Origin of the sequence: Floridaenema flaviceps BLCC-F50 (assembly GCF_041929275.2) — a bacterium.
GTDB classification, from domain to species: domain Bacteria; phylum Cyanobacteriota; class Cyanobacteriia; order Cyanobacteriales; family Aerosakkonemataceae; genus Floridanema; species Floridanema flaviceps.
Genome location: NZ_JBHFNR020000003.1, coordinates 371,551 through 396,625 on the forward strand (window position 1 = coordinate 371,551; position 25,075 = coordinate 396,625).

18 protein-coding genes and 3 pseudogenes are annotated in these 25,075 nt (G+C 40.6%); 9 read left to right on the forward strand and 12 right to left on the reverse strand.

The genetic code is table 11. The features are described 5' to 3' along the window. Positions 1-17: 17 nt before the first annotated feature. The gene (locus ACE1CI_RS30795; RefSeq protein ID WP_413268059.1) at positions 18-194 is read right to left on the reverse strand and encodes a hypothetical protein; all 177 of its coding nucleotides are present in this window, start codon (positions 192-194) and stop codon (positions 18-20) included. Here ACE1CI_RS30795 and ACE1CI_RS30800 point away from each other — a divergent pair. The 3 genes from ACE1CI_RS30800 to ACE1CI_RS30810 all read left to right on the forward strand — a co-directional run bounded on the left by ACE1CI_RS30800 (position 186) and on the right by ACE1CI_RS30810 (position 2,239). After that, a complete protein-coding gene (locus ACE1CI_RS30800; RefSeq protein WP_413268060.1) occupies positions 186-1,211 on the forward strand; it encodes an XDD3 family exosortase-dependent surface protein in 1,026 nt (341 codons plus the stop codon). The two genes, ACE1CI_RS30795 and ACE1CI_RS30800, sit on opposite strands and share 9 nt — an antisense overlap. Before the next feature lie 231 nt (positions 1,212-1,442). Next, positions 1,443-1,937, forward strand: coding sequence for a C39 family peptidase (locus ACE1CI_RS30805; RefSeq protein WP_496615935.1), 495 nt, complete (start codon positions 1,443-1,445; stop codon positions 1,935-1,937). Positions 1,938-1,939: 2 nt separating this feature from the next. Continuing rightward, on the forward strand, positions 1,940-2,239 hold the full coding sequence (locus ACE1CI_RS30810) for a hypothetical protein (protein ID WP_413268062.1): 300 nt from the start codon (positions 1,940-1,942) through the stop codon (positions 2,237-2,239). Between the two features lie 62 nt (positions 2,240-2,301). Here ACE1CI_RS30810 and ACE1CI_RS30815 read toward each other — a convergent pair whose 3' ends face one another. Beyond that, positions 2,302-3,264, reverse strand: coding sequence for a beta-barrel domain-containing protein (locus tag ACE1CI_RS30815; protein WP_413268063.1), 963 nt, complete (start codon positions 3,262-3,264; stop codon positions 2,302-2,304). A 171-nt stretch (positions 3,265-3,435) separates the two neighbouring features. On the opposite strand from ACE1CI_RS30815, the gene ACE1CI_RS30820 reads away from it, so the two are divergent. Both ACE1CI_RS30820 and ACE1CI_RS30825 read left to right on the forward strand, forming a co-directional pair. Next, positions 3,436-3,687 carry a hypothetical protein gene (locus ACE1CI_RS30820; RefSeq protein ID WP_413268064.1) on the forward strand — a complete coding sequence of 84 codons (252 nt, stop codon included), beginning with the start codon at positions 3,436-3,438 and terminating at the stop codon, positions 3,685-3,687. Between the two features lie 204 nt (positions 3,688-3,891). Next, complete coding sequence (locus tag ACE1CI_RS30825) at positions 3,892-6,036, forward strand: peptidase domain-containing ABC transporter (RefSeq protein ID WP_413268065.1); 2,145 nt, start codon at positions 3,892-3,894, stop codon at positions 6,034-6,036. A gap of 47 nt (positions 6,037-6,083) precedes the next feature. On the opposite strand, the gene ACE1CI_RS30830 is transcribed toward ACE1CI_RS30825, so the two are convergent. From ACE1CI_RS30830 to ACE1CI_RS30870, 9 genes and pseudogenes are all read right to left on the reverse strand, one after another. Further along, positions 6,084-6,539, reverse strand: coding sequence for a DUF29 family protein (locus tag ACE1CI_RS30830; protein ID WP_496615936.1), 456 nt, complete (start codon positions 6,537-6,539; stop codon positions 6,084-6,086). A gap of 16 nt (positions 6,540-6,555) precedes the next feature. After that, entirely contained in the window at positions 6,556-7,011 is a 456-nt protein-coding gene (locus tag ACE1CI_RS30835; RefSeq protein WP_413268067.1) for a response regulator, read from the reverse strand. A 134-nt stretch (positions 7,012-7,145) separates the two neighbouring features. Further along, on the reverse strand, positions 7,146-9,428 hold the full coding sequence (locus ACE1CI_RS30840; protein WP_413268068.1) for an ATP-binding protein: 2,283 nt from the start codon (positions 9,426-9,428) through the stop codon (positions 7,146-7,148). Between the two features lie 10 nt (positions 9,429-9,438). Further along, entirely contained in the window at positions 9,439-11,976 is a 2,538-nt protein-coding gene (locus tag ACE1CI_RS30845; RefSeq protein WP_413268069.1) for an ATP-binding protein, read from the reverse strand. Between the two features lie 123 nt (positions 11,977-12,099). Beyond that, positions 12,100-13,695: a photosynthetic/respiratory NAD(P)H-quinone oxidoreductase subunit D1 gene (gene ndhD1, locus ACE1CI_RS30850; protein WP_413268070.1), complete on the reverse strand. Its 1,596-nt coding sequence runs from the start codon at positions 13,693-13,695 to the stop codon at positions 12,100-12,102. Positions 13,696-13,958: 263 nt separating this feature from the next. Then, a complete protein-coding gene (locus tag ACE1CI_RS30855) occupies positions 13,959-16,049 on the reverse strand; it encodes an NAD(P)H-quinone oxidoreductase subunit 5 (protein ID WP_413268071.1) in 2,091 nt (696 codons plus the stop codon). Positions 16,050-16,364: 315 nt separating this feature from the next. Then, positions 16,365-16,893 (reverse strand): annotated as a pseudogene (locus ACE1CI_RS30860) (RNA-guided endonuclease InsQ/TnpB family protein); the annotation flags it as partial. A gap of 223 nt (positions 16,894-17,116) precedes the next feature. Continuing rightward, positions 17,117-17,497 carry a thioredoxin family protein gene (locus ACE1CI_RS30865; protein WP_413268072.1) on the reverse strand — a complete coding sequence of 127 codons (381 nt, stop codon included), beginning with the start codon at positions 17,495-17,497 and terminating at the stop codon, positions 17,117-17,119. A gap of 385 nt (positions 17,498-17,882) precedes the next feature. Then, complete coding sequence (locus ACE1CI_RS30870) at positions 17,883-18,596, reverse strand: NnrU family protein (protein ID WP_413268073.1); 714 nt, start codon at positions 18,594-18,596, stop codon at positions 17,883-17,885. A gap of 205 nt (positions 18,597-18,801) precedes the next feature. On the opposite strand from ACE1CI_RS30870, the gene ACE1CI_RS30875 reads away from it, so the two are divergent. The 4 genes and pseudogenes from ACE1CI_RS30875 to ACE1CI_RS30890 all read left to right on the forward strand — a co-directional run bounded on the left by ACE1CI_RS30875 (position 18,802) and on the right by ACE1CI_RS30890 (position 24,025). Beyond that, positions 18,802-19,827, forward strand: a complete 1,026-nt coding sequence (locus ACE1CI_RS30875) for a LysR family transcriptional regulator (protein WP_413268074.1) — start codon at positions 18,802-18,804, stop codon at positions 19,825-19,827. 41 nt (positions 19,828-19,868) lie between these two features. Continuing rightward, a pseudogene (locus ACE1CI_RS30880) lies at positions 19,869-20,828 on the forward strand (protein kinase domain-containing protein); the annotation flags it as partial. A 34-nt stretch (positions 20,829-20,862) separates the two neighbouring features. Further along, positions 20,863-21,324: pseudogene (locus ACE1CI_RS30885) on the forward strand (PstS family phosphate ABC transporter substrate-binding protein); the annotation flags it as partial. 103 nt (positions 21,325-21,427) lie between these two features. Continuing rightward, positions 21,428-24,025, forward strand: coding sequence for an ATP-binding protein (locus ACE1CI_RS30890; protein WP_413268077.1), 2,598 nt, complete (start codon positions 21,428-21,430; stop codon positions 24,023-24,025). Between the two features lie 131 nt (positions 24,026-24,156). Here ACE1CI_RS30890 and ACE1CI_RS30895 read toward each other — a convergent pair whose 3' ends face one another. Next, complete coding sequence (locus ACE1CI_RS30895) at positions 24,157-24,888, reverse strand: Crp/Fnr family transcriptional regulator (protein ID WP_413268078.1); 732 nt, start codon at positions 24,886-24,888, stop codon at positions 24,157-24,159. Positions 24,889-25,075 lie beyond the last annotated feature (187 nt).

Below are 25,075 nucleotides of genomic sequence, written 5' to 3' on the forward strand. Positions count from 1 at the left end.
GTTCGCTAGTGCTGTAATTAAGTAGAAGCCTTAATGAAGTAAATAATAATACTACCCTTTTTAAGGGTGTAGAAGACATTAACGGTTTTTTTCTCATCAAAAATGCTTGCCGAGGCGATCGACAAATTAACTAAATCGATCGCAAACAGAAGCTCTGTTTTGCCTAACCAGGAAATCAATCTACCATGAGTCAAATAAAAGTTCGCTCTCTGTTCTTAACTTCAATTATCACAACAATTTGCTCCTTATCTGCAATCAATAAACCAGCTGAAGCTGGTACTTTGTATAGGGGTTGGAATTATGCAATTGATTCCTTTAACGATGCTACAGCACGCCTTTGGTCTGGAGGGCCTACCGACGTGGGCGGCAATATTTTTGAAATCTTTGGTCTTGCCATTAAAGATGATGTTGCTGCGGGTAAAATTTCCGTAGCTATTAATGCTAACCTACCCAAACAAGGAGCTTGGGTTCCCTATGCTACAGGCTCCGGTCACACTGGCTGGGGAGATTTGTTTTTTCACACTCGTAGCGGCACATTTGGGATTAACTTTACTACCAACAATGACTCTGCTGCTAGCACAACTGGTGTGTATAAAAATGTCACCGCAAAAAGTGTTGCTTTAGCCAATGATGGTTGGCCTACAAATAGCGCTTATACTAATTTTGTCAACAGTCATGGGGGAAGAGCAACAATGGGAGATTTAGCTCAAAGCGCTTCTCCCTTTGGTAATTCAACTAAAAGTTTGATTGCTTCTGGAAACAAGATTGGTGATATTTTTGCAGCCGATTTTAGAGGTCTTGATTTCGGTCGCTTCGGAGCCAGAGGAACCCACACTTTTGGGTTTAGTTTTGCCCGGTCGCTGTTACCTACTGGTGACTTTATCGCTAGCTTGTTTCAAGAATGTTTTAATGATGCGATCGCATTGAAGGGATTTTTACCTACAATAAAACCACCAGTAAAACCTAAACCACCTATTAACAACAATCCGCCTATTAACAACAATCCACCTATTGACGATAATCCGCCTATTAACAATAATCCGCCTATTGACGATAATCCGCCTATTGACGATAATCCACCTATCAACATTGACCTAGAACCAGTGAGCGTACCTGAACCAAGTTCTATGCTTGCACTTGGTGCTATGGGCATTATTTTATTATTACAAATTAAAGGCAAATTAACTAACAGTGATACTAGCAAAGCGTAGTTAATTTGTAATCTTTGAATTACGAGTAGGTACAAAGCATCATGAAGATTTTCCACTTGTTCAAAATCTCTATGATGCCCTGTCCCTACAGATGTTTTTCTGTGTTGAAAAAGAGCGATCGCATTTCCCCTTTCCTAAGAATGCGATCGCTCCATTTAATTTCCATATTCCCAATATTATCTTCAGCACCTATACTCCTATCAGTATCGCAATCGATAGAAGGCGTATAGAATGTATCCCGAACAAGCTGGTGCTGGTGGTAATTGGCCTATTATTGATGAGATTTTTGATCCAGAAGTTGTACAGCAGCAAAACGATTTATCTTGCGGTTCCGCTTGTGGTGAAATGTTGCTCAAAAAGCGTGGCATCAATAATATCAGTCAGGCTATGATCGCTAATGAAGCTGGAGTCCCAGTAACTTGCCGAAATTTGGCCAATGTACTTAACACCATCGACTTTCCAGAAGGGATTCAACAATGGGTAGGAGGCCCATTGGTTATCCCAGGTGCAACTGACTCTCAACTCTTTGAAACCTTAAATAACACGGGTTCTTGGGCAGCTTTACTTTGGGAAATTGGTGCCGGTATAGGACACATGGTACTCGTTGATGGTCTGGATGAAGCCGGATATGTTCTTATTCGTGACCCTTGGGATGGCACAAGCTATAAAATGAGAAAAGATGACTTTCTAAAATACTGGACTACTCAAGCTGTTTTTCGGAGTTAATAATGAACGTAAAAGTGCTTTCAATTGAACCTGCAAAAGAAACAGGGACGTTCGATGTATTAGTTTTAATTGATACAGATGAACACCACTTCAAAATGACAGTTGACAGCCATATAGTTGCTGGCAAAGAAATTCAAGTTACCAATGGCGACAAGCATTTCTCGCAAATGTTCAAATTTCACCAAATGATTGCTCTGAAAATATCGAAATTAGTCTCAAAAGTCTACAACAATCAGACTATCGACCTACCATTAGATGTTGACGAATCTTATTACAAAGATATTGCTTTGTATGCGTCATAAAGTACGATCGCCCTTCCAGCCATCTAAAACAACAAAGAGCGATCGCCCCCACTACCACTCCCCTACAAATTGGTAGTCAATCTAGCTTGTCTGAGAATAAAATTGAGAAAAGTTTCTTCTTTAGAAATAATGTTAGCAGTGACTTCCATTCCCGGTTGTAGGGGATAATAGCGATCGCTTTTCACCAAAAAACTTTTTTCCGGTTCAATCGTCACTTCGTAGTAAGGAGAAGCTGGATCTGCACTACTATTTTGTGGTGTAATTGCATCAGCACTAATTGAAGTAATTTTTCCGCGCAAAATTCCATAATCCGGGTAAGGATAAGCTGAAATTCTTAATTGTACAGTTTGACCGATTTGTACGCGAGCAATATCTTGTACCGCCACTCTTGCTCTTACCAACATGGCAGTATTAGCGGGAAGAATTTGCGCCACTTGTTGACCAGTTTTTATCTGTTGACCTATACTTTGTAACTCCAATTTAAGAACTTTGCCAGAGATGGGAGTACGTACCACAGCATTATCTACCATTTGGGAAACTTGGTAATATTGGCTTTGGGTAGTATTGAGTTGTTCTTCCAAGTTTTTGTAGCGACGGAACAAGTACCAAATGTTACTAGAATTGGGATTTTTGGCTCTATACTGATTTATTTGCGTACCAAGTTGGGCAAGTTGAGCACTTAGTTGATCTACTTGCTTTTTCAGGTTGTTTCTTTGGTTTTTTAAGGGAACATCATCTACTTTTGCGATCGAATCTCCCGCTTTAATATCCTGATTTTCCTTAACTTCAATACTTTTCACCTTTCCCTGTGTTGCTGACTCCACAAGTTGCAGTTCACTAGCCGGACGAACCATTCCCATTGCATCTACAGTTGTGTTGTATTTAATCACCGCAGATAACCCTAGTGCTGCACCAAATGTAGCGGCTAAACACAACCCTGTTAACTTCGCCCAACGACTAATTGGAGGTAGAAATTCATCGCTTTCTAAAGGATTGAGTAGGTTGGAATCAAATCTATTACTCATGATGGTACTCAGTTAGTTTAGCTGAAAAATTTTTTTTTAACTACCCGCATGAACCTTCCGGATGGGAGTGGGTAACGCAGGGAATCTGTAACTGAATTCGCAAGGTAGAGCAACAAATCAGCAAAACTACTAAGCGACTTTTCGCCCTTGTCATCTTATATGGAGTTACTCATGGATAACCAACAAATTGAAAAACCAGAACTTTTTACTGAGTTAAATTCTGAAGAAGCTGCTAGCGTTAATGGTGGTTACTACGGTTGCGGCTACGGCTACGGCTACCGTCGCTACCGTCGTTCCTACTACGGCGGCTACCGTAGTTACTACCGCCCCTACCGCGTATATTATCGCAGCTACTACTACCGTCCACGCTACTACTCCTACTACAGCGCTAGCTACGGTTACGGTGGTGGCGATTGCTGGTAAGCCTGGATGTGTGAGTTAGAAATTTGAGCAATCAGGTAGTTTGCAGACTTTTTAAAATTGCCCAAATTTCTATACGGATGTAACTCGGAACGGGACTAAAAACTCACAAGAACACCCATATCTATGATGGGTGTTTTTTTCTGATCTGTGTTGGGTAGCGATGAATAGCTGATAAGAGCATCTAACACTAATACAGATTATCCGATGAAATACTCAGTTGTTTTACAACATAGTGAAGAAGATTGCGGTGCAGCTTGTCTAGCTTCTGTTGCTAAGTCTTACGGGCGTTTGTTAACTTTGAACCGCATTCGAGAAGCAGTTGGTACAGGCAAGTTGGGAACTACCTTGCTAGGTTTAAGAAGGGGTGCAGAAACTTTAGGTTTTAATGCCAGAACTGTAAAAAGTTCTCCCGAAATTCTAGACCAGATGAATGATGCGCCCTTACCAGCTATTATCCACTGGATGGGAACTCACTGGGTTGTTTTGTATGGGGAGCGAAAAAAGAAATATGTAATTGCCGATCCGGCTGTAGGAATTCGCTATATTACTAAAGAGGAATTAACAGAAAACTGGGAAGATTGGGTAATGCTTTTGTTAGAACCCGATCCTGTACGCTTCTACAATCAACCGGAAGAGAAAATTCGTGGTTTTAGTCGCTTTTTTGAACGGGTTTGGCCTTATCGCACTCTATTATTGCAAGCATTACTGCTAAATATTGTTTTAGGTTTTCTGTCTTTGGCTTCGCCTTTTTTGCTGCAAGTTCTCACCGATGATGTATTAATTCGGGGAGATATGCAGTTACTTACTGGAGTTGCGATCGCAGTTATAGTCATGAACCTTTTTAGTAGCGGTTTAGGATTACTGCAATCTAATTTTATCGCGCATTTCGCCCAAAGATTAGAATTAGGCTTAGTCTTAGAATTCGGCAGGCAAATTCTTCGTTTACCTCTGGCTTATTACGAAGCTCGTCGCAGTGGTGAGATTGTTAGTCGTTTGCAAGATATTCAAGAAATTAACCAGTTAGTTTCTCAAATTGTTGTTACTTATCCCAGTCAGCTATTTGTCGCCAGTATTTCTTTTATTTTCATGCTTGTCTATAGCTGGAAATTAACCATAGCTGCTGTGATTCTTGCTGCATTAATGACTGTTTCTACTATTCTGTTCCTGCCTAGTCTGCAACAAAAGACTCGCAATCTCTTAGTTCAAGAAGCAGATAACCAAGGTGTTTTAGTCGAAACATTTAAAGGCGCACAAACTCTGAAAACTACTAACGCTTTTGCCCAATTTTGGGAAGAAATTCAGGGTAGATTTGGTCGGTTAGCAAATCTTTCTCTCCGCACTACTCAAATTGGTATCGTTAATAATATATTTTCTTCATTTGTTTCTGAAAGTGGAGCAGTTTCTTTACTTTGGTTAGGTAGTTTACTAGTAATCAACAAAGAGTTAACTATTGGACAATTACTAGCATTCAATAGTTTAAATCAGAGCTTTACAGGTTTAATTACTACCACTATTGGATTTGTTGATGAATTTGCTCGCGTGCAAGCAGCTAGCCAACGTTTAACAGAAGTCATTGATGCTACCCCGGAAGCTGAAGGAGATCAGAAAAAACCGGAAGCAATTATACCAGGAAACTCTGATATTATTTGCAGTGATGTCAATTTCCATTATCCCGGAAAAATAGAATTACTGAAAAAGTTTTCTCTCACAATTCCTGGGGGGAAAGTAGTTGCGGTAATTGGTAAATCTGGCTGTGGTAAAAGTACTTTAGCGAAAATTATTGCTGCGTTATATACGCCGCAATCTGGTAATATTCGCATTGACATTTATAATATGCAGGATTTAGCTTTAGAATCTTTCCGTCAACAGGTGGTTTTAGTTCCCCAAGATGCCCATTTTTGGAGTCGTTCAATTATTGAAAATTTCCGTTTGGGTTCACCTCAAGTCACTTTTGAACAAATTGTTAAAGCTTGTCGCATTGCTGGCGCTGATGAGTTTATTAGTCAGTTACCTGACAAATATCAAAGTGTTTTAGGTGAGTTTGGGGCGAATATTTCTGGGGGACAAAGACAAAGATTAGCTATTGCAAGAGCGATAGTAAACGATCCATCTATTTTAATTTTAGATGAGTCAACGGCTGGTTTAGATCCGGTGAGTGAGGCGCAAGTTTTGGAGAATTTACTAAGTCATCGTCGGGGAAAAACGACTATTTTAATTAGTCACCGTCCTAGAGTTATTAATCGTGCTGATTGGGTGATTTATTTGGATCAAGGACGATTAAAGTTACAAGGTACTTTGGAGGAATTACGCGCTAAACGTGGGGAACATCAGGGATTTTTGAACCCTTAATTTTGGCTTTACAGATCCCCGACTTCTTCAAGAAGTCGGGGATCTGATTAAGAAGTCGGGGATCTGAGGTTTGTGGTTTCTGAGGGTAAGATTAGGGTTAGGGCGCGATCGATAATTTCTGCTTTATCAACTAATTTAGCTAATTCTTCTGTTTCATAAAGCCCTTCTGCTACTTCTAAGGAAGCTTCATCAATAGCGTTCAAAAAAGCTTCTTCTAGTATTTCATTTAATTCTTCTGGAGTTAAGTAATAACCTCCAGCTTTACGGCGTTTATTTTCTCTTTGAATTTCCCTAACGGAATTGCGGATAGAGACTTCCCAAGAACGGGTTGTCCGCTTTTCTGCTTGCTGTTTAATTAGATGTAAAAGTAAAATTATTGCATAACTACGAATGGTTTTAATTATGTCTTTTTTGCTCATTTCCTCAAGTTCTTCAACAATAGTTAACGATCCTTTGATGTCGCCTTTTAGCAGGAGTTGTTTTAGTTCGAGTAATTCTTCCATAATGTTCTCCATTACCTCATTTATTAACAAATTCTGCTAAAGTGTTAGCTTCAAACCAATACTCAATCAAAAGTTGAATGCTACGCATTAATTTGTTAACATTAATTGGTTTAATAATGTAGCTGTTAGCTCCCTGTTGATAGCAAATTTCCACATCTTTGGGATTAGAAGATGTGGTAAAGACAACCACAGGAATCATATTTAGGTTACTATCTTGTTTAATTTGAGCTAAAATATCTCGTCCATCAATGCCTGGTAAATTTAAGTCTAGTAAAATAATTGAGGGACGAGGTGATTTTTCTGGGTCTATATATTGACCTCTGTGATAGAGAAAGTCTAACGCTTCATCACCATCTGAGCAACGGTAAATTGCTTGAGTAAGTGACAATTTTTTTACTATACGTTCAAAAGCGAAAAAATCTTCATCACTATCTTCAACAACTAAAAAAGATTGATTTGTAGTAGTATTCATGAGATGAGATTTGGTTTAATTTTTAGCTAACGATCAATCAATTTCAGAGCCAGACATCTTAAATTATACTCTAGTTAACATCAGAGGCTTGTTTTTTTATTTTAAATACAAAATCGAAAATGGGTGAGATCAGTTTATCTTGGTAAGGTAAAGTAAAAAGTACTGCCTTCACCAAAGATAGACTCTACCCAAATTTTACCGCCATGTCGCTCAACTATTTTCTTGGCAATAGTTAAACCTGCACCTGTTCCTCCACCGTATTTTTTTGGGCCATGTAGACGTTTGAAAATCCGAAAGATGTTTTCCAGATGATACTCGCGAATACCGATACCGTTATCGCGTACATAAAAAACGATCGCTATTTCCAAAGACTCGTCTGATTCATAACGAGATTGATTCTCAATATCTAAAAAGCCAATTTCTATCCATTTCTCGGTGCGATCGTTATATTTAATCGCATTGCTGAGTAAGTTACTGAAAACTTCGCTCATTTGGATGCGATCGCATCTTACTCTTGGTAAAGGTCGAGGTATGCGAATTTCTACATTAGACATTGGCAAACTCAACTTCAATACATCAATGACATTTTTAACTAAATCATTCAAATCCGTTTCTTGCCACGCTAATTCTACCCGTCCCAGTCGGGAAAAATGTAGCAAAGAATCAATTAAATCCTCCATTCGCTGCGTCAGACGGACTAATGTTTCTAATTTAGAAATACCTTCTTCATGTAAAACTTGACCATAATCTTCTATTAAGAAACTAGCATAGTTATGAATTCCCCGTAATGGTTCTTTTAAATCGTGAGAAGCAATATAAGCAAAAGCATCTAGTTCATTATTACTACGTTCTAACTCTACGTTAATTTTTGCTAGTTCATCGGCGCGACGCAAAACAATTCCGACAATGGCACTACGCAGTTCTAAAACTGCTTCAATTTCACAAGGTTTCCAGGGTAAAGATTTGCCTTTTACTGTTTCTTGCCAAAGGGCGAAAGATTTGCGGGGAGAAAGGTGTAAAACATTATCTTCTTTTACTTCTACAGGTTTGTTAGGATTACCTCCCCAGTTGACAGTTTGAATTACTTCTGGACGAAACCACAAGATATAATTACGGTTAACTTTCGAGATTGCTAAAGCAATTACTCCGCTAACTATTTGTTGATATTTTTCCGCTTCGGGAAACTCTTGAGATAAAGCATCTGTGTGAAATAAATTACCGTCAATTTTGCTTTCAATCCATTGGAGTAATGTGTCTAAATCTGTAGTTTCAGGAGTTTGACCGATCGCTATCCATCGATCGTTCTGACAAATAGCAACTCCCCCAGCACTAGTTAAGGCTAACAAATCTACTTCTGATTGAGTTAAACCATCTATAAAATCATTATTTTGGGGAATCGATTCCATAAATCTACTCAGAATCGATTTTAATTTTATTTTATAATCTAAGTCTTCGTTATCTTCTTTTCCTCGCAATTCCCAGGAGACAACCTGACCTAAAAATTCGCAAGCGGTGCGGATTTCATAGCTAAGATATTTGGTAGTTTCATGATGGCAAGCGATTAAACCCCAAAGTTTTTTGTTTTTAATTAATGAAATGGACATCGATGCACCAACGCCCATATTATGCAGGTATTGAATATGAACTGGTGAGACACTGCGAAGGACGGCGAGACTTAAATCTGTGGGGGAATTAGTCAGGGGATTTAGTTGGGGAATTAGGGGAACAGGTTGATAGTTAGCATCGGGAATTAAGCGCAACCAATTGCTAGTGTAAAGTTGTTTTGCTTGCTTGGGAATGTCTGATGGAGGATAGCACAAACCTAATAAAGGTGTGCAATCTTCTCGTTTCGCTTCGGCAATTACGGTTCCTGCGCCTGTGGCATCAAATTGATAGACCATTACCCGATCGAATTCCGTAATTTTCTGCACTTCTCTGACAATAATATTACACATCTCTGATAATTTCGATGTGTTTTGTAGTTTACTGATACTGTCTCGAACTAAGTGATAAAATCCTAAAAAATCAGGATTTTTTTTGGTCTTTGTGGGTTCTAATTCTAAAAATACAACGCCATTAAGACGGTGAAGGATGCCATCGAAAGTGACAATTTTACTTTTCTTTTTCAGTGTTAACTTCAAGGGATTAACGTTTTCAAAATCCGATTCTAAGCATTTTTTTATTGCCTCTATTTGTTTGGGTACTAGTAATTCTTTTAAGTAAGTGTTTAATAAATTTTCTGGCTGTTTACCAATAAATTGAGTTGTATTTGCACTAACTTGAATTATTTTTAGTTCTGGTTCTTGTAAAATCAACATAAAACCATGAGGTTGAATTGAACCAGGAATGTGAATTGGTTCGCGATCGCAATTAGTTAAATCAATGCTTTCAGAGATATTAGTCGAATTGTTACTCATTTTTTAATTACTAATTATTGGTAATCAAATTTTCGCTTTGGGAAAGTGGCAGTGTAACTGTAAAAGTCGCACCTTTTCCTTCTCCGGGACTAGCAGCTGTTACCGTTCCGTTGTGTAGTTCAACTAAATGATAGACGATCGCTAATCCTAAACCTACCCCATCTTTAGAGGATTTGCTACTGCTATTTTCTTGCCGGAAATACTCGAAAACATGAGGTAAAAAATCTGCACTAATTCCTTTACCCGTATCTGTAACTCGAATTTCTGCATAACCATTTTCTGCGCTAGTTGAGTCTTTTTCTCCCTGCTTAGTGACAACTGTAAGTTCAACTTCCACTCTGCCACCATTAGGAGTAAATTTAATGGCATTAGTCAATAAATTTGTCATAATTTGCTGCAATCTATCAATATCCCCAAAAATTTGCACATCTCTATTCGCAATTTTCGAGGTTAATTTAATATTTTTTGTTTCTGCTGATAATTGTAAATTAGTAATAGTTGCATCAATAATATTAGCCATATTAACTTGGTTAATACTAATATGTAAATTTCCTCGGATAATGCGTGAAAGGTCTAACAAGTCGTCAATTATTTTATTTTGAATTTTCGCATTACGTTCAATTGCTTCTAGTGCATTTTGTATTGTATTTTTATCCAAATTCCGAGTTCTGAGCAAGGTAGCCCAACCAAGAATTGTGGTCAGTGGGGAACGTAATTCATGAGATACGATCGCTAAAAACTTATCCTTAGTAAGATTAGCAATTTCCGCCTCCTCACGGGCTGTCTGTGCTTCTAATAACAGCTTTTCTCGTTCTTGTTCTAACTGCTTTTGCTCGCTAATATCTAGTACAAAAGCCACGCCGCGATCGCGAGATCCTGGTAAATAGGCAACAGCCAATAAAATTGGTAAGCGTTTCCCATTTTTACAGATATATTCTTTAGCAAATGGCACACAGGAACCCGTTTTTTGTAAACACTCTAATTTTTCAGCTTCTAACTCTTGATATTCCAGTGGTGTAATATTATGATAGTAAATTTTTTCAGCTATTAATTCTTCTCGACTGTAGCCAGTCATCCGGCAAAATTTTTCGTTAACATCCAAGATTTTTCCAGTATTATCCCAGAAAAAAATCCCCATTATATTCGATTCAAAAACACCGCGAAACAATGCCTCACTTTGCCGCAAAGCTTCTTCTGTCCGCTGACGTTCTCTTAATTCATTGTACATTTGTTGATAAAGTTCTGATTGCTTAATCGCAATAGCAACTTGAGTGGCTAATTGCTGTAATAAAGCAATTTCTGAAAGTTGCCACTCTCGCTTTGTTGCACAATGATGAGCAATTAATAATCCCCATAATTGACGATCTTGCAGAATTGGTACTACTAAGTTTGCCCGTACCTGAAATTGACTCAGTAAATTTAGATAACAAGGCTTAATTCCTTTCTGGGAAAGATCGCTTTTACTGGTGACTAAACCCTGTTCGTAAAATTTAATATAGGTTTCCTTAAAACAGGGGTCGTATATACTTCTATAAAGGATGGAAGCCCATTCAGAACCAACCGATTCTGTAACTACAATACCACTACCATCTGGTTGTAAACGGAAAACTATGACGCGATCGGTTTGCAGAAATTTTCGCACTTCCGTTACAGTAGTGTTAAGTACTTCTTCTAAATCGAGGGATTGCCGAATTTGTTGAGCAATTTGATTAACTATTCTTTCCCGTTCTATTTGTTGTTGTTTAGCTATTTCTGCTTCTTTACGGGCGGTAACATCGCGCCAACAAACAACCATTCCATCACCTAATTTACTGATTCTAGTATCGAGGAATTTTGTTGAATATTGTTTACCAAAAACATCTGAATAAATCTGAGATTCTTTAATTAACGGGTTTCCCGTTTCCACAACTTGACAATATTCGGCAAATAATTCACTTTTATATTTATGAGGGAATACTTCGCAGAGAAATCTTCCCACATCCTTGGAAGTCATTTGATTACTTGCTAAGGCAGCTGCATTCAAATAATCAATCCGAAAATCTACTATTTGCCCTGACTCATTCCGTATTGCTGAGTAAATGCCAAAGCAATCAAGCATATTTTCGACAGATGTCTGAAAACGCTCTTCACTGGCGCGTAGTTGGCGGCGTAATTCCCTATTTTCGATCGCCGCATTGATCGCTAATCTTAAACTATCGGGCGTAATCTGCCGTTTAACTAAGTAATCTTCAGCACCGCATTTAATTGCTTTAGCTGCTACCGCTTCATTACCCTGCCCAGTTATCATAATCACTGGTGGAGATTGGTCGCCTACTTGGGTTTGCAACTGCGTCAAAAACTCCAACCCATCTAAATCTGGCAGTAAAAAATCTAACAATATTCCATCTATTGTTTTCCTTTTACACAACGCTAGACCATCTTCTGCTAATTCTTCTTCTAAAATGATGTAACTATGAGTTTGGTCTGCTTCTAAGTACCTGCGATAGGTTTCGCGATCGTGTTGTGTATCATCAATTATCAAAATAGTGCGTTGCTGTTTTGGACACATGACTTTTTATTAAATGTCAAATATTAGTTTATTACCAAAAAAAAATTAATATTTGTTAGCAATTGTACCAAAGAAAAAAGCCCCTGCAAAGGGGCGGAATATACTGAAAAATCAAATTTTCATTCACTTACCAATTTTTGGTGCAGAAGTGAATTTCTGAAGCGCCATTGGCAAAGGATTTACAGGTTGAGGATTTTCCACTAATGTTGGGACTGCTGCACGTAACCTTGCCGTTAATTGTTGAGTAGTTGCATCATAGATTTGCGTGAGCATTTTGGGATAGAAACCAATCCCAATAATGGGCACCAACAGACAAGAAATGATAAATACTTCTCGCGGTTCGGCATCAATTAAAGCTTCGTGTTCTACTAACTCTTTATTTTCCGGCCCATAGAAGATTTCCCGCAACATTGACAGCAGATAAATTGGTGTCAAAATCACACCAACTGCTGCCAAGAAAACAACAATTACCTTGAAAGTCGGATTATAAGCATCGCTAGTCGCAAAGCCTACAAACACCATTAATTCTGCCACAAATCCACTCATTCCTGGCAATGCTAAAGAAGCCAAAGCACAAGCAGTCCACATGGAAAACATCTTCCGCATTTTCTGACCAACACCACCCATTTCATCTAGCATTAATGTGTGAGTGCGGTCATAAGTTGCGCCGACTAAAAAGAACAAACTTGCCCCAATTAAACCGTGAGAAACCATCTGCAACATTGCCCCACTCAAACCTAAATCGGTAAAGGAGGCAATCCCAATCGTCACAAATCCCATGTGAGAAATTGAAGAGTAAGCAATCTTCCGTTTCAAGTTTCGTTGGGCGAAAGAAGTTAAAGCGGCGTAGATAATATTTACCACGCCCAAAACTACCAACACAGGGGCGAATACAGCATGGGCTTCAGGCAACATTTGAGCATTCATCCGAATTAAGGCATAACCGCCCATTTTCAAGAGAATACCAGCGAGTAGCATGTGTACTGGTGCAGTAGCTTCGCCATGTGCATCCGGTAGCCAAGTGTGGAAGGGAATAATCGGCAGTTTGACGGCGTAAGCAATGAAGAAAGCCGCATACATCCATAATTGGAAGTTGATAGCGAAATCTTTAGCGGCGAGGGTACGCATATCGAAAGAAACGTTATCGCCGTAGAACGCCATCGCCAAAGCTGCGATTAAGATAAACAGGGAACCACCAGCCGTGTAGAGGATGAACTTGGTAGCGGCATAGAGACGTTTTTTCCCGCCCCAGATTGCCAGTAGTAGGTAAACTGGAATCAATTCCAATTCCCACACCAAGAAGAACAGCAACATATCTTGGACGGCAAACACGGCGATTTGCCCACCGTACATCGCCAGCATTAAAAAGTAAAATAGCTTTGGTTTCCAAGTTACAGGCCAAGCTGCTAAAGTTGCCAGCGTGGTCATAAAACCAGTGAGTAAGATTAGGGGCATAGATAGCCCATCTGCACCCACTGACCAATTTAAATCGAGTTGGGGAACCCAAGAATAGCTTTCAAACAGTTGTAAACCGGGTTTACTTAAGTCGTACCCGGTGTAGAAAGCGTAGGAAATCAGGGCAAAATCGATTAGCCCGATAATTAAGGCGTACCAACGTACTGTTTTGCCCTCTTTATCGGGGATGAAGGGGATTAGTAGAGATGCTGCGATCGGAAACAGTATGATCGTCGTCAGCCAAGGAAAATTAGCTGTATTCATTGCTAGTCAGGTTATTAAATTCCTAGAACTTAAAGAATGATCTCGTCTGATTTGAGTTAAAACAAGATCGACTCTCGTCCATACCATTTTTAGTACTAAGTTACGAAATATGCTTATTTCTTTGGTTTTAATTCCAGAGTTTTAGGGATTGGGGGTTAGGGATTAGGGGTTAGGGAGGAGGGAGAGTTTTAAGTTAATTAACTTCCCCTTGTCCCCTAGTCCCTAGTCCCCAGTCCCCAGTCCCTAGTCCCCAGTCCCTACTGCTAGGTGACGCTGAAGGCGATAACGCCGACTAAAACAGCGGCGAAAACGATAAGGGCGTAGAACTGTGCCCTTCCTGTTTCAAAGTATTTCAGACCTTCGCCGGAAAGTAGAGTGACTAAACCTGTGAGGTTAACTAAACCATCTACTACTTTTAGGTCTACTTCCATGACTGCCCTGGCTAGGCGACGGCTACCTTGGACGAAGAGGACATCGTATACTTCGTCGAAGTACCATTTGTTTTTGGAGAGTTTGTAGAGTGAGGGAATCTTGGCTGCGATCGCACTCGGATCAATTTTACCCCCCAAATACATCAGCGAAGCCAAAGTAATCCCAATCAAAGAAATGCCCACAGAACTACCAGCCATAATCAGGAACTCTGTAAAACCTTCCTGTGCTGCTTCTGCTGGTACTTCCGCAACTAACTCACTCGCTGGATGGATGAATTCTTCAAAGTAATTGTGGAATGGTGTTCCTACTAAACCAATTAACACCGAAGGAATTGCCAAAATCACCAATGGCAAAGTCATGGTGATTGGTGATTCGTGAGGTTCATGGCTATGATGACCTTCACCTTCATGAGCTTCATGATCGTCATGACCTCTAGCTTCGGCAATAGTCAATTCTTTAGGGTTCATGGCACCGGGGCCAAAAACTAACCCTTGACTTTGCAGAACTTCCGCTTTAATGGTGTTCTTCACGCTGGCTTCATTCCCCCGAAACTTGCCTTCAAAGGTGGTGAAGTACATACGGAACATATAAAAGGCGGTGATTCCCGCAGTCAACCAGCCAACGAGCCACAAAACTGGATTAGCAGCGAAAGTAGAACCCAAAATCTCGTCTTTTGACCAAAATCCGGCGAAAGGAGGAATCCCGGAAATTGCTAAAGTGCCAATCAAAAAAGTGATGGCGGTAATGGGCATAAACTTCCGCAAACCGCCCATCATTCGCATATCTTGAGCATAAGCGGGGTCGTGACCGACTACGCCTTCCATGCTGTGAATCACTGAGCCTGAACCAAGGAATAGCATGGCTTTAAAGTAAGCGTGGGTCATCAGGTGAAATAGTCCAGCGCTGTAAGCACCGACTCCCATCGCCATCACCATGTAACCAAGCTGAGACATGGTGGAATAAGCCAAGCCTTTTTTGATGTCATTTTGGGTAATTGCGGTTGTTGCGCCGATAAAGGCGGTTACAGCCCCCGTCCAGGCAATGACATTCATTACTACCGGGATGCCTTCAAACACGGGGTACATCCGGGCGATTAAGAATACGCCAGCTGCCACCATTGTTGCGGCGTGGATTAACGCAGAAATGGGGGTAGGGCCTTCCATCGCGTCTGGTAGCCAAACGTGCAGGGGTACTTGGGCGGATTTTGCCACTGGTCCCATGAACACTAAAATGGCGAATAAGGCGGCTAATGCGGCGGATAATTGTCCAGATTCGACGCTGGCTTGCAGGCGTTCGCCCATGATGGTGAAGTCAAAGCTGCTCGTTGCCCAATATAAGCCGAGTATGCCTAATAACAGACCAAAGTCACCGACGCGGTTGGTAACGAATGCTTTTTGGCAAGCGTCTGCTGCGGCTTTGCGATCGAACCAAAAACCTATCAGCAAGTAGGAACACATCCCCACGAGTTCCCAGAAGATATAAACTTGCACAAGGTTGGAGCTAACTACCAGACCTAACATCGACGAGCTAAACAAGCTGAGATAAGCATAGAAGCGTACATATCCCGGATCGTGTGCCATGTAGCCGTCGGTGTAGACCATGACGAGGAAGGCTACGGTGGTGACGATCACTAACATGACTGCGGTTAGGTGATCGATCGTGTAGCCCATCGACAAATGAAAATTTCCCGCCGATGCCCACTCTAGAGTCTGAGTGTAGGGTGCATGACCAGTAAACTGACTCCAAAGTATCGCAAAGGAAAGGGTCATTGCGGCTCCCAATAGGGAGACGATAAACACCGCGTTTAACTGTCGGAGTTGGGTGGTAAATTTGCTAAATGAAATTAGCCCGATGCCGACTATCATCGCCCCCAAAAGCGGTAGGACGGGTATTAGCCAAGCATACTGATATATCAGTTCCATCACTGATGCCTACTTTATATAACTTAACTTTTTGCTGAAACTGTGAACAATTGTGACACACAGTTGATAGGTTCATTCCACCATAAAATAACCAACAGGGGGAAATCCGGGTTGGCTTAAGGAAAAATTCATACCATTGGTACCCTAGTCAGCAAAAAACCTTTCTTGGGAAATAGGTCATTTGGTACAAATTTTTGACTGTTTTTTGACTGTTTGACACTCTCACCGCTAACCGCTGGCGCGGTGTAGCGGGAGATTCTTGCTTCATACCCACTTAACTAGATTAGTGTTACCATTAACCCCCGTCAGTAAGAGTCAGCAAGCATTTTTTAACACCGTCTGCAAGGGCGGCATTTACACCACGATTTCTAATTACCTGAGCCGCAGCGACATCACGATTTGTTGTGTATCCACATTCAGGACAAGAATGTATTCTTACCAACAGTGTTTTCTTTCCTGTATGTGCATCACAATTGGGACAAGTTTGGCTAGTTCCATCTTTGTTAACCTTGCCAAAAAACTTACCTCGCTTACTCGCTACATAACTCAATATTGTGAAGAATTGACCAAAGCCAGCATCAAGAGTATGCTTGCCAAGCATACCTTTAGCCCATGTTCTAAAATCAATATCTTCAACAAATATTGAGTCTCCTTGAGCACAAATCCTCTGTGCTGTTTTCAAATGAAAATCTTTTCGAGTGTCAGAAATCTTTTGGTGTAATCTAGCTATCTTTAAGTTTAACTTCTGGCGGTTATTAGAACCTAGTTTTTTATTTCTCAATCTTCTTTGTAGCAATTCCAGCTTACGTTGTAGAGATTTAAAAAATAATGGTCTAGCAATTACTAGTTATTGCTGCTACGCTAGGATACTCATTCAAGACAAGTAGCTATGAATTACGAGGTAAACTATTGTTGCTGGAATGCCAGTTAGTTGGTCGGATTTCATCCTCCGCTAAATTGCCTGGTAACGGGGGATGAAATCCGATATCTTAGGTATCGATAAATCGGCTATCTAAATCTAGCTCTTGCGCTTCATCCAAGGTCTGTACTGAGTACTCTAAGCAAGCTCAGGAATTAGTATGACACGATAGAGGTTCTAGCAATTGATAGTTGCTTGATTTTGTATAGCTTTGCAAAATCAACTTTAATGCTGCATCAAGATCGTCTCTACCTCGAAAGTTCTCGAAGCGATAGAGAATCTGACCTGCTTCAAACAAAATTAAGGTAGGTAGACTTTTTAACCGATATGTGTTAGCAAGTTTAAAATTTTGGTCAGCGTTGATGTCCACTAATTTAAACTTGCCTACCGATTCTGCCTGAAAACGAGTCAATTGGGGGTTAATCAGGCGACACAAACCACACCAAGGAGCCCAAAAATGAACTAGTACTGGTGTGGGAGACTCTAAAACTTCTGGTGTAAACGTCCGCTCGTTAACTGACAGTACCATGACCCTCAAGATGATAACGTATAGGTTTTTTTTATTTGTCTTGGGATCATGCTACATCGATTCGGGATCGTCTGACTCAGAAGTTTTGATAAGCAATTTAAGGTTTGGGGATCAAGGTATCCTGTTGAAGTGCTAGGAAACTAAGGGCTGGGCTAAAATTATGAGTTTTGAGTTATGAGTTTTGAGTTAAGAATTTTAGGGACTGGGGACTGGGGACTGGGGACTGGGAGACTCTTGGGACTCTTGGGAAGCTCATTAACTTAGAACTATTTCCCTAACTCAAAACTCTCTCACTCAAAACTTCCCCAACTCTTCCCAACTCAAAACTCTCTCACTCAAAACTCAAAACTTTTCCCAGTCCCCAGTCCCCAGTCCCCAGTCCCCCTTACCAAGCAACCCTAGCGGTGGCGTTAATTAATATGGGATGTAGCCACCAGAAGAGGAGGACGAAGGCGGCTACTCCTGCGTATGCGGGGCACAGAAATTCTTGCCATTTTAGGGTTTGTTTGCCTTGGACGATCGCTAAAAATGGCACGATCGAAGTTCTTTCTTTCACGGCTGTAAAAGCTGCGCCGTATCTGGCTAGTAGTCGGCGATCCCCGTGCCAGACTCCAAAGCAATGGTGTAAAATCAAGCCGATTGACGTAACCAGGGTAAAAGTGGTACCAATCCAGATGGTGTGAGCAATGCACCAGATTATCTGTCCGACCATCTGGGGATGTCTGGTGATCCGAATAATGCCTGTTTCGTAAAGGTGTACTTCTGGTTTTTGAATGGCGGCAATTTCCAGTAGGTTAAAGGTTGCAGGGTACAGAAAAAGGAAAGATACGGCAGATAACACCCAAACTAAGGGTTCTACTCCGGGTATTCCTTGAACCTGCCACATCTGTAAACCGTCATACCTATGGTTGAAAAAGTAGATGATTAACACAGTGGCTAGGGGTAAGCTGACTAGGGCAAATAATATGCGGTACATTCTTGGGCCAATTAATTTTTCTCCCCAAGGACGCAATGCTGCTAACCCACTGTGAGCGATCGCAAAACTTAACAACAGTCCCAGGATGATTCCGTGACTGGGTGTGAACCAAGTAAATAACATTACAGAGTTTGAAGAATTATCAATCGATTCAATTACAGCACAAACCATGTCAGAAATAACTCGAAAGAAGACTTTTCTTGGGCGGTATTACTTCCTATATGTACCTAAGATCTCTAAACTGTATTAGTAATTAAGCGTTTGAGTCAAACCCAATTTAACGGGGTTTGTCGTCTTCTGGCTCCTTTTCACATTCAGGTTTAGCCGTATGACCGACCTTCCTTTTACTTTAGATCAGTTGCGTATTCTCAAAGCGATCGCCGCAGAGGGAAGTTTCAAACGCGCCGCAGATAGTCTGTATGTCTCCCAACCCGCTGTGAGTTTACAAGTGCAGAACTTGGAAAGGCAGTTGGATGTGCCGTTGTTCGATCGCGGTGGGCGCAGGGCACAATTAACAGAGGCAGGATATCTCCTGTTAAGCTACGGCGAAAAAATTCTCTCGCTTTGTGAAGAGACTTGTCGTGCGATCGAAGATTTGCAGAATCTCCAGGGTGGTACCCTGATTGTGGGAGCCAGCCAAACAACTGGAACCTACCTGTTACCTCGGATGATCGGAATGTTCCGGCAAAGATATCCAGATGTGTCGGTACAATTGCACGTTCACTCCACAAGGCGCACGGCTTGGAGTGTGGCTAATGGACAAGTGGATTTGGCAATTATTGGCGGCGAAATTCCCTCGGAATTGAACGAATCTTTACAAATCCAACCCTATGTAGAGGATGAGTTAGCGTTAATTATTCCGGTGGTTCATCCCTTTGCTAAGTTGGAAATTATCCAAAAAGAAGATTTGTACAAGTTAAATTTTATTGCGCTCGATTCTCAATCAACAATTCGTAAGGTAATCGATCAAGTCCTGACTCGCTGTGGTATTGATACTCGCAGGTTGAAAATTGAAATGGAACTTAATTCCATAGAGGCAATTAAAAATGCTGTACAGTCGGGTTTAGGTGCAGCTTTTGTTTCAGTTTCGGCGATCGAAAAAGAGCTACAAATGGGAATTCTCCATCGTGCCAATATTGATGAAGTGGTGGTAAAACGAATGCTGTCGGTAATTTTTAATCCCCATCGTTACCGTTCTAAAGCAGCAGAAGCTTTTAGTCAGGAAATTTTGCCTTTGTTTGCCATGCCGGGATGGAGCAAAGAAATTGTAGAAGCTACCGCTAATCTGGCTAATTCTCACAAAACTGCTGTGCTTCCTCAATCTGGTAAAATTTTTCCGGCTAATGGTTCATAGCCTTTGCGGTTGCCAAAAGCTCAAATAAACAATCCACTTTCATGGAACTTTACTGTACTCGTTCAGGTTGTCCCCGTCCGGTAAATTATTTCCCGGAACTCGACGATTTAACTGTTCTTAAACGAGTGTCACAAAAGTATTGCACTGCTTGTGGGATGCCGTTGATTTTAAGAGATCGTTATTTACCGGGGAAATTGTTGGGTAAAGGAGGATTTGGGGTGGCGGTTTTAGCACGCGATCGCGATACTCCGACTAAGCGTAGTTGTGTGGTAAAAGTGTTTCGCCCTCCTGAAAACTTAACCCCTAATCAACTCCAAAAAGCACAAAATTTGTTTGAACGGGAAGCAGCAGTTTTAGAACAGCTGGGAAATGAACATCCACAAATTCCAGATTTATATGCCTTTTTTGAGTTAACTGTTCTCAATCGAAGTTTGGGAAAAGAAGAGCAATTTTTTTATTTGGTACAAGAGTTTATCAACGGTCAAACTTTAGAAGAAGAACAGAAACTAAAGGGGAAATTTTTGGAAGATGAAGTGGTAGAAATTTTGCGGGAAATTCTCCCGGTTTTACAATTTGTGCATGAAAAAGGGACGATTCATCGCGATATTAAGCCTTCTAATATTATGCGCGATCGCCAAGGTCGTTTGCATTTATTAGATTTTGGCGCAGTTAAACAAGTAACAAGCGTACCGATTTCGGAAAATTCTCACAAATCTACAGGAATCATTTATACTCAGGGATATGCTCCTCCAGAACAAATGAGTGGTTTTCAAGTTTATCCAGCGACAGATTTATATGCTCTTGCTGTGAGTTGTTTAACTTTACTTACTCGTAAATCTCCTGGGGAGTTATATGATTCTTACAACAATGAATGGCGATGGCGAAATTATGTGCAGGTGAGCGATCGATTAGCTAATATTTTAGACCGAATGCTTTTACCTGCACCCCAGCAACGCTTTGCTTCCGCAGAAGAAGTACTAACAGCACTTAATAGCAAATCTGCTTTAGCATCAATTCAATCGCAAGTAACGCGATCGCTCTTTTTCTCGTCCTAAAGGTTCTGGTGGAACGGTAGATATGTTTTTAGAAGAAATTCTTAAGGAGAAAAATTTTACTCCCAATGTGGAACTTATTGACACGACAACTCAAGCTTTACGGAAAATTGCTAATACTACGGGTGGAATTTATTACGCTTCTGCACCAGAGGTAGTGCCGCAGTGTACTGTTAAATCAATACCTATAGGTCGCAAACAAGGCGAATTTGTCGCACCTTATCAAGAACCGTTTGTACCTTTGTCTCAATGTCCAACTCGACGCAATCAGTTGAACCTTGCTGCTTTTCAGCAAGGTAAATATCCTTTAACGCGCAATTTGTTTGTGATTGTGAAACAAAATGGTCAAATAGAGCAGCAAGGGGGTGAAGCTTACGCTAATTTGTTGCTTACTGACGAAGGTCAAGAATTAATTGGCAAAGCTGGTTTTGTACCTATCCGTTAGTCGAGATTACTTTAAGAAATTAGCTTTTAAAGATGATAAAGATGTTTTATATAAATATTTGTCTACATTTGGGAAATAAAGACTAAATAAAATCATACTAGACTTGAGTAATGCTGATTTTTACACTTGTTTATCAGCGGTGATGGTAGGTGTGGCAGAGTGCGATCGTCATGGTATGGCGTTAGCAATTGGAGAAAATGGGGAATTTCAACAGCTATGCACAGAATTAACAGCGCAAAGTTTAATTAACGACACTATTTTATGGCAAAAATTGTGGTTACAATTATTACCATTAGCCAAAACTTCTGCTAGTGGAGCCAGGAATGGAGAATTAAATATGGTACATCGAGAGTGGAAAGAGCAAGAGAGGGGAAAAATTGCCAAAGTTCTATGTTCTTTTCCCACTCAGCAGGAAAACTCCCAAGAGGAGGAGATCTTATTTTATGAATCACCTGTAGGCATTTTCTACATGAGTTTGGATGGTGGTATTATAAAAGCCAATCCAGCAATGAGTAATTTGATTGGTTACACAGAAGCACAGTTACGTCGTTTAGATTGTCGGACAATTTCCCATCCAGATGATTTTACTGATGACATGAAGTTTATTCGTCAATTACTTAATGGCGAGTTACCAGGAAAATGTTCTTTGCAAAAGCGTTTTATTTGCCGCAATGGTGCGATCGTCTGGGCGGAAGTAACGATGTTTTTGCGGGGGAATTTAGAAACGGAAGATAGCTATTTGTTGGTGTTTGTTAATGATTTAAGTTATATTATAGAAGCAGAAAAAGAGATTAAAGAAAGACGGGAACGAGAAGCATTACTAAGTGAAATTGCGGCGACAATTCGCAACAGTTTTAATTTTCCCAAGATTTTGGAAATTGGAGTGACAAAATTACAGGCTGCTTTGAATGCCGATCGCGTAGTAGCTTATCAGTTACAAGCAGATGCTACTGGTATTTGTACATCGGAAGCTGTAAAACCAGCATTTAAATCAATTAAAGGAAAAAGTTTTCCAGCTGATTGTATTCCCCAACGTTATTTACAAGCTTACAGTCAAGGTAGACTTTGGCATAGCATAGATGTTCGCACTGAGGAATTGTCGGAATGCTATCGACAAATGTTAGAACAAATGGAGGTGCGAAGTATTATGGTGGCGGCGATTCAACAACGCAAAGATAATTCTTTGGAGTTGGAGCAGGGGAAACTTTGGGGTTTGTTGATTGTTCATCAATGTCGCTTACCTAGAAAATGGACGGAAGATGAAAGACAGTTGGTGCAAGCGGTGGCGAATCAAATGGCGATCGCTTTTGAACAAGCAAGTTTGGTACAACAATTGCAAGCTTACACTCAGGAATTAGAAGAAAGGGTGAAAGAACGGACGCTGACTTTAAATCGATCGCTACAATTTGAGCAATTAATTCGTAAGTTAACGGTATCACTACGCCAAGAACTGAAAGAAGATCAAATCCTGCAAACAGCTGTGGAAGGTTTAGTAACAGCTTTAGAAATTGATGGTTGTTGTGCGATGCTGTTCCAAGCAACCGAAGAAGTATTAGAAGTAGAACATGAGTATTTTAAAGATGAGCAATCTTCTGAGATTATTAATAACCAAGTCTCACTGGTAGGGAAACGCTTACTACTTAAGGAATTACCAGAAAATTGTCGTGCTGCATTGTTAGCGGGAAAAACTTATTTGGGTTTAATTCCCTTCAAGAATAGTCAACCCGAAACCAGAGCAAATATGGTGTTGATTAGTCCAATTTGGGATACCCAAGGTTTAATTGGAGGAATTGCTTTATTGCAATCTCAACCCCATCATTTTAGCCAAGATGAAATTCTCTTAATTGAGCAAGTAGCGAGTCAATGTACCTTAGCAATTCGCCAATCTCGCCAAGTGCAACTTTTGGAAGCAAAGAATCAAGAGTTGTCAACTTTAAACCGGGTAAAAGGAGAAATTATTGCTAATACTAGTCATGAGTTACGCACGCCTTTAACGGCAATTTTGGGCTTTTCTAGCGTGCTGTTAGAACAATGCTTTGGTCAACTCAATCCTAAACAAAAGGAATATGTCGATCGAATTTATAGCAGCGGTCAGTATTTGCTGGAATTGATTAATGATATTCTCGATATGTCTCGGATTGAGGCTGGACGTTTGGAGTTAGATCCGCAAATTGTGTTTATTCATGAGATAACAGAAAATGTAATTGGTTTAATCCGGGAACGAGCGATCGCTCAAGGTATATCTTTAGAAGTAGAAGTGGCTAGCGATTTAGAATTCTTGGTTGCCGATCCGATTCGCCTCAAACAAATTTTAATTAACTTACTCACTAATGCAGTGAAGTTCACGCCAAAAGGAAGTGTTGGTTTAAGAGTTTATCGTTCTCGGGAAACGGTTAACAACTACACTACGGAAAATGTAAATTTTACCGTTTGGGATACTGGGATTGGGATCGATCCTAGTGACCAAGTAAAACTATTTTCTCCGTTTTCTCAGATTCACACTTCTTTATCACGGAAATTTTCGGGAACTGGTTTGGGTTTAGCGATCGCCCGGAAATTAGCAGAACTTCATGGTGGATCAATTACCCTAGAATCGCATCTGGGAAAAGGTGCCAGTTTTACTCTGCAAATGCCACTTTTTGCCACCTCTTCTTCAACTTACGAATTAAGTTATAAAACGGATGGAGGGCAAAGGAGTTAGTTTTGAGCATCAAGTTATGAGTTTTGAGTTAAATTGCAAAGAAAACTCAAAACTTAAAACTTAAAACTCATAACTTTTCACTTTTCCCTTCCCTCACCAAAATTTCCCGCCTGGGCGATCCCATAGCCCTTCTAACGACGTAGTGCTGTATCCGCAGGCAAACAGATGAGGTTATCATCTTGGGTGAGGATTAATCCGCGTTGCCGTAGTTTACCCATCAGGCGGGTAACGGTGACGCGAGTGGAACCGATCGCGCTACCAATTTGAGCATGAGTTAATGTCCAAGGTAGACTGTAACCTTGTTCTGCGGGTTCGCCGTATTCTTCTATTAACAGTGTGAGGAATCCTAAGAGGCGATCGATCGTCCGGCGCTGTCCCAAAGTACTCAACCACAACAGTTTCCGTTGGTGCTGATAGCGAAATGCGTCTAACACTTCCCGGCGAAAATGAGGCCAATTATCTAAGTCATGCCAATACATCCAAATTACCGAAGTTTGGTCAATGTGAGCATAACTATGTAGGGTAAAAGGCGATTGAGCTACAATTTCAAAAGGTTGTCCCGCACCAATGAAACCTAAAAACGCTTCTTCCTGGTTCATATTGGCGATGGCGCGTGCCCCTTGATTACGATGAGTTGCACTAACTTGGGCAACACCTACCATTCGCACTGCACCTCGCTGCACTAAGTAAAGTAGTCCCGGACGGGCGGGAATTTTTTCATCTTTGCTAAAAGTCCGGCAGCGATAGTGTTCATTCGCCCAGTCAAGAATGCGCTGCCATGTCAGAAATGGGCGTGCTGGTTCAGGACGTAGTGCTTCTGAATTTAAAGTGTTTGGTTCTAAAGAAACAGATTGTGGGAGCATAGCTTTGAGTGTCAACTAAAGAGTGTATTATTATTGCCTTCGTCATCGGCGAGATTTTACTGTTCAATCTTGGTCAAATTAATCTCATTTGACCAAGCTTGATTCATACTATCTTTATATAAGTTTTACTAGATTTTTAAAGTAATAAAAGATACTTTAGAATGAATTAATCAATCTGTAATTTGAC

Bases quoted from the DNA above. Each gene is read 5' to 3' on its own strand.
- ACE1CI_RS30810 (WP_413268062.1), top strand. From the start codon at position 1,940: ATGAACGTAAAAGTGCTTTCAATTGAACCTGCAAAAGAAACAGGGACG.
- ACE1CI_RS30820 (WP_413268064.1), top strand. From the start codon at position 3,436: ATGGATAACCAACAAATTGAAAAACCAGAACTTTTTACTGAGTTAAAT.
- ACE1CI_RS30840 (WP_413268068.1), bottom strand. From the start codon at position 9,428: ATGAGTAACAATTCGACTAATATCTCTGAAAGCATTGATTTAACTAAT.
- ACE1CI_RS30805 (WP_496615935.1), top strand. From the start codon at position 1,443: ATGTATCCCGAACAAGCTGGTGCTGGTGGTAATTGGCCTATTATTGAT.
- ACE1CI_RS30870 (WP_413268073.1), bottom strand. From the start codon at position 18,596: ATGTTATTTACTTGGTTCACACCCAGTCACGGAATCATCCTGGGACTG.
- ndhD1 (WP_413268070.1), bottom strand. From the start codon at position 13,695: ATGAATACAGCTAATTTTCCTTGGCTGACGACGATCATACTGTTTCCG.
- ACE1CI_RS30825 (WP_413268065.1), top strand. From the start codon at position 3,892: ATGAAATACTCAGTTGTTTTACAACATAGTGAAGAAGATTGCGGTGCA.
- ACE1CI_RS30845 (WP_413268069.1), bottom strand. From the start codon at position 11,976: ATGTGTCCAAAACAGCAACGCACTATTTTGATAATTGATGATACACAA.
- ACE1CI_RS30800 (WP_413268060.1), top strand. From the start codon at position 186: ATGAGTCAAATAAAAGTTCGCTCTCTGTTCTTAACTTCAATTATCACA.
- ACE1CI_RS30835 (WP_413268067.1), bottom strand. From the start codon at position 7,011: ATGAATACTACTACAAATCAATCTTTTTTAGTTGTTGAAGATAGTGAT.
- ACE1CI_RS30815 (WP_413268063.1), bottom strand. From the start codon at position 3,264: ATGAGTAATAGATTTGATTCCAACCTACTCAATCCTTTAGAAAGCGAT.
- ACE1CI_RS30875 (WP_413268074.1), top strand. From the start codon at position 18,802: ATGACCGACCTTCCTTTTACTTTAGATCAGTTGCGTATTCTCAAAGCG.
- ACE1CI_RS30830 (WP_496615936.1), bottom strand. From the start codon at position 6,539: ATGGAAGAATTACTCGAACTAAAACAACTCCTGCTAAAAGGCGACATC.
- ACE1CI_RS30855 (WP_413268071.1), bottom strand. From the start codon at position 16,049: ATGGAACTGATATATCAGTATGCTTGGCTAATACCCGTCCTACCGCTT.
- ACE1CI_RS30895 (WP_413268078.1), bottom strand. From the start codon at position 24,888: ATGCTCCCACAATCTGTTTCTTTAGAACCAAACACTTTAAATTCAGAA.
- ACE1CI_RS30865 (WP_413268072.1), bottom strand. From the start codon at position 17,497: ATGGTACTGTCAGTTAACGAGCGGACGTTTACACCAGAAGTTTTAGAG.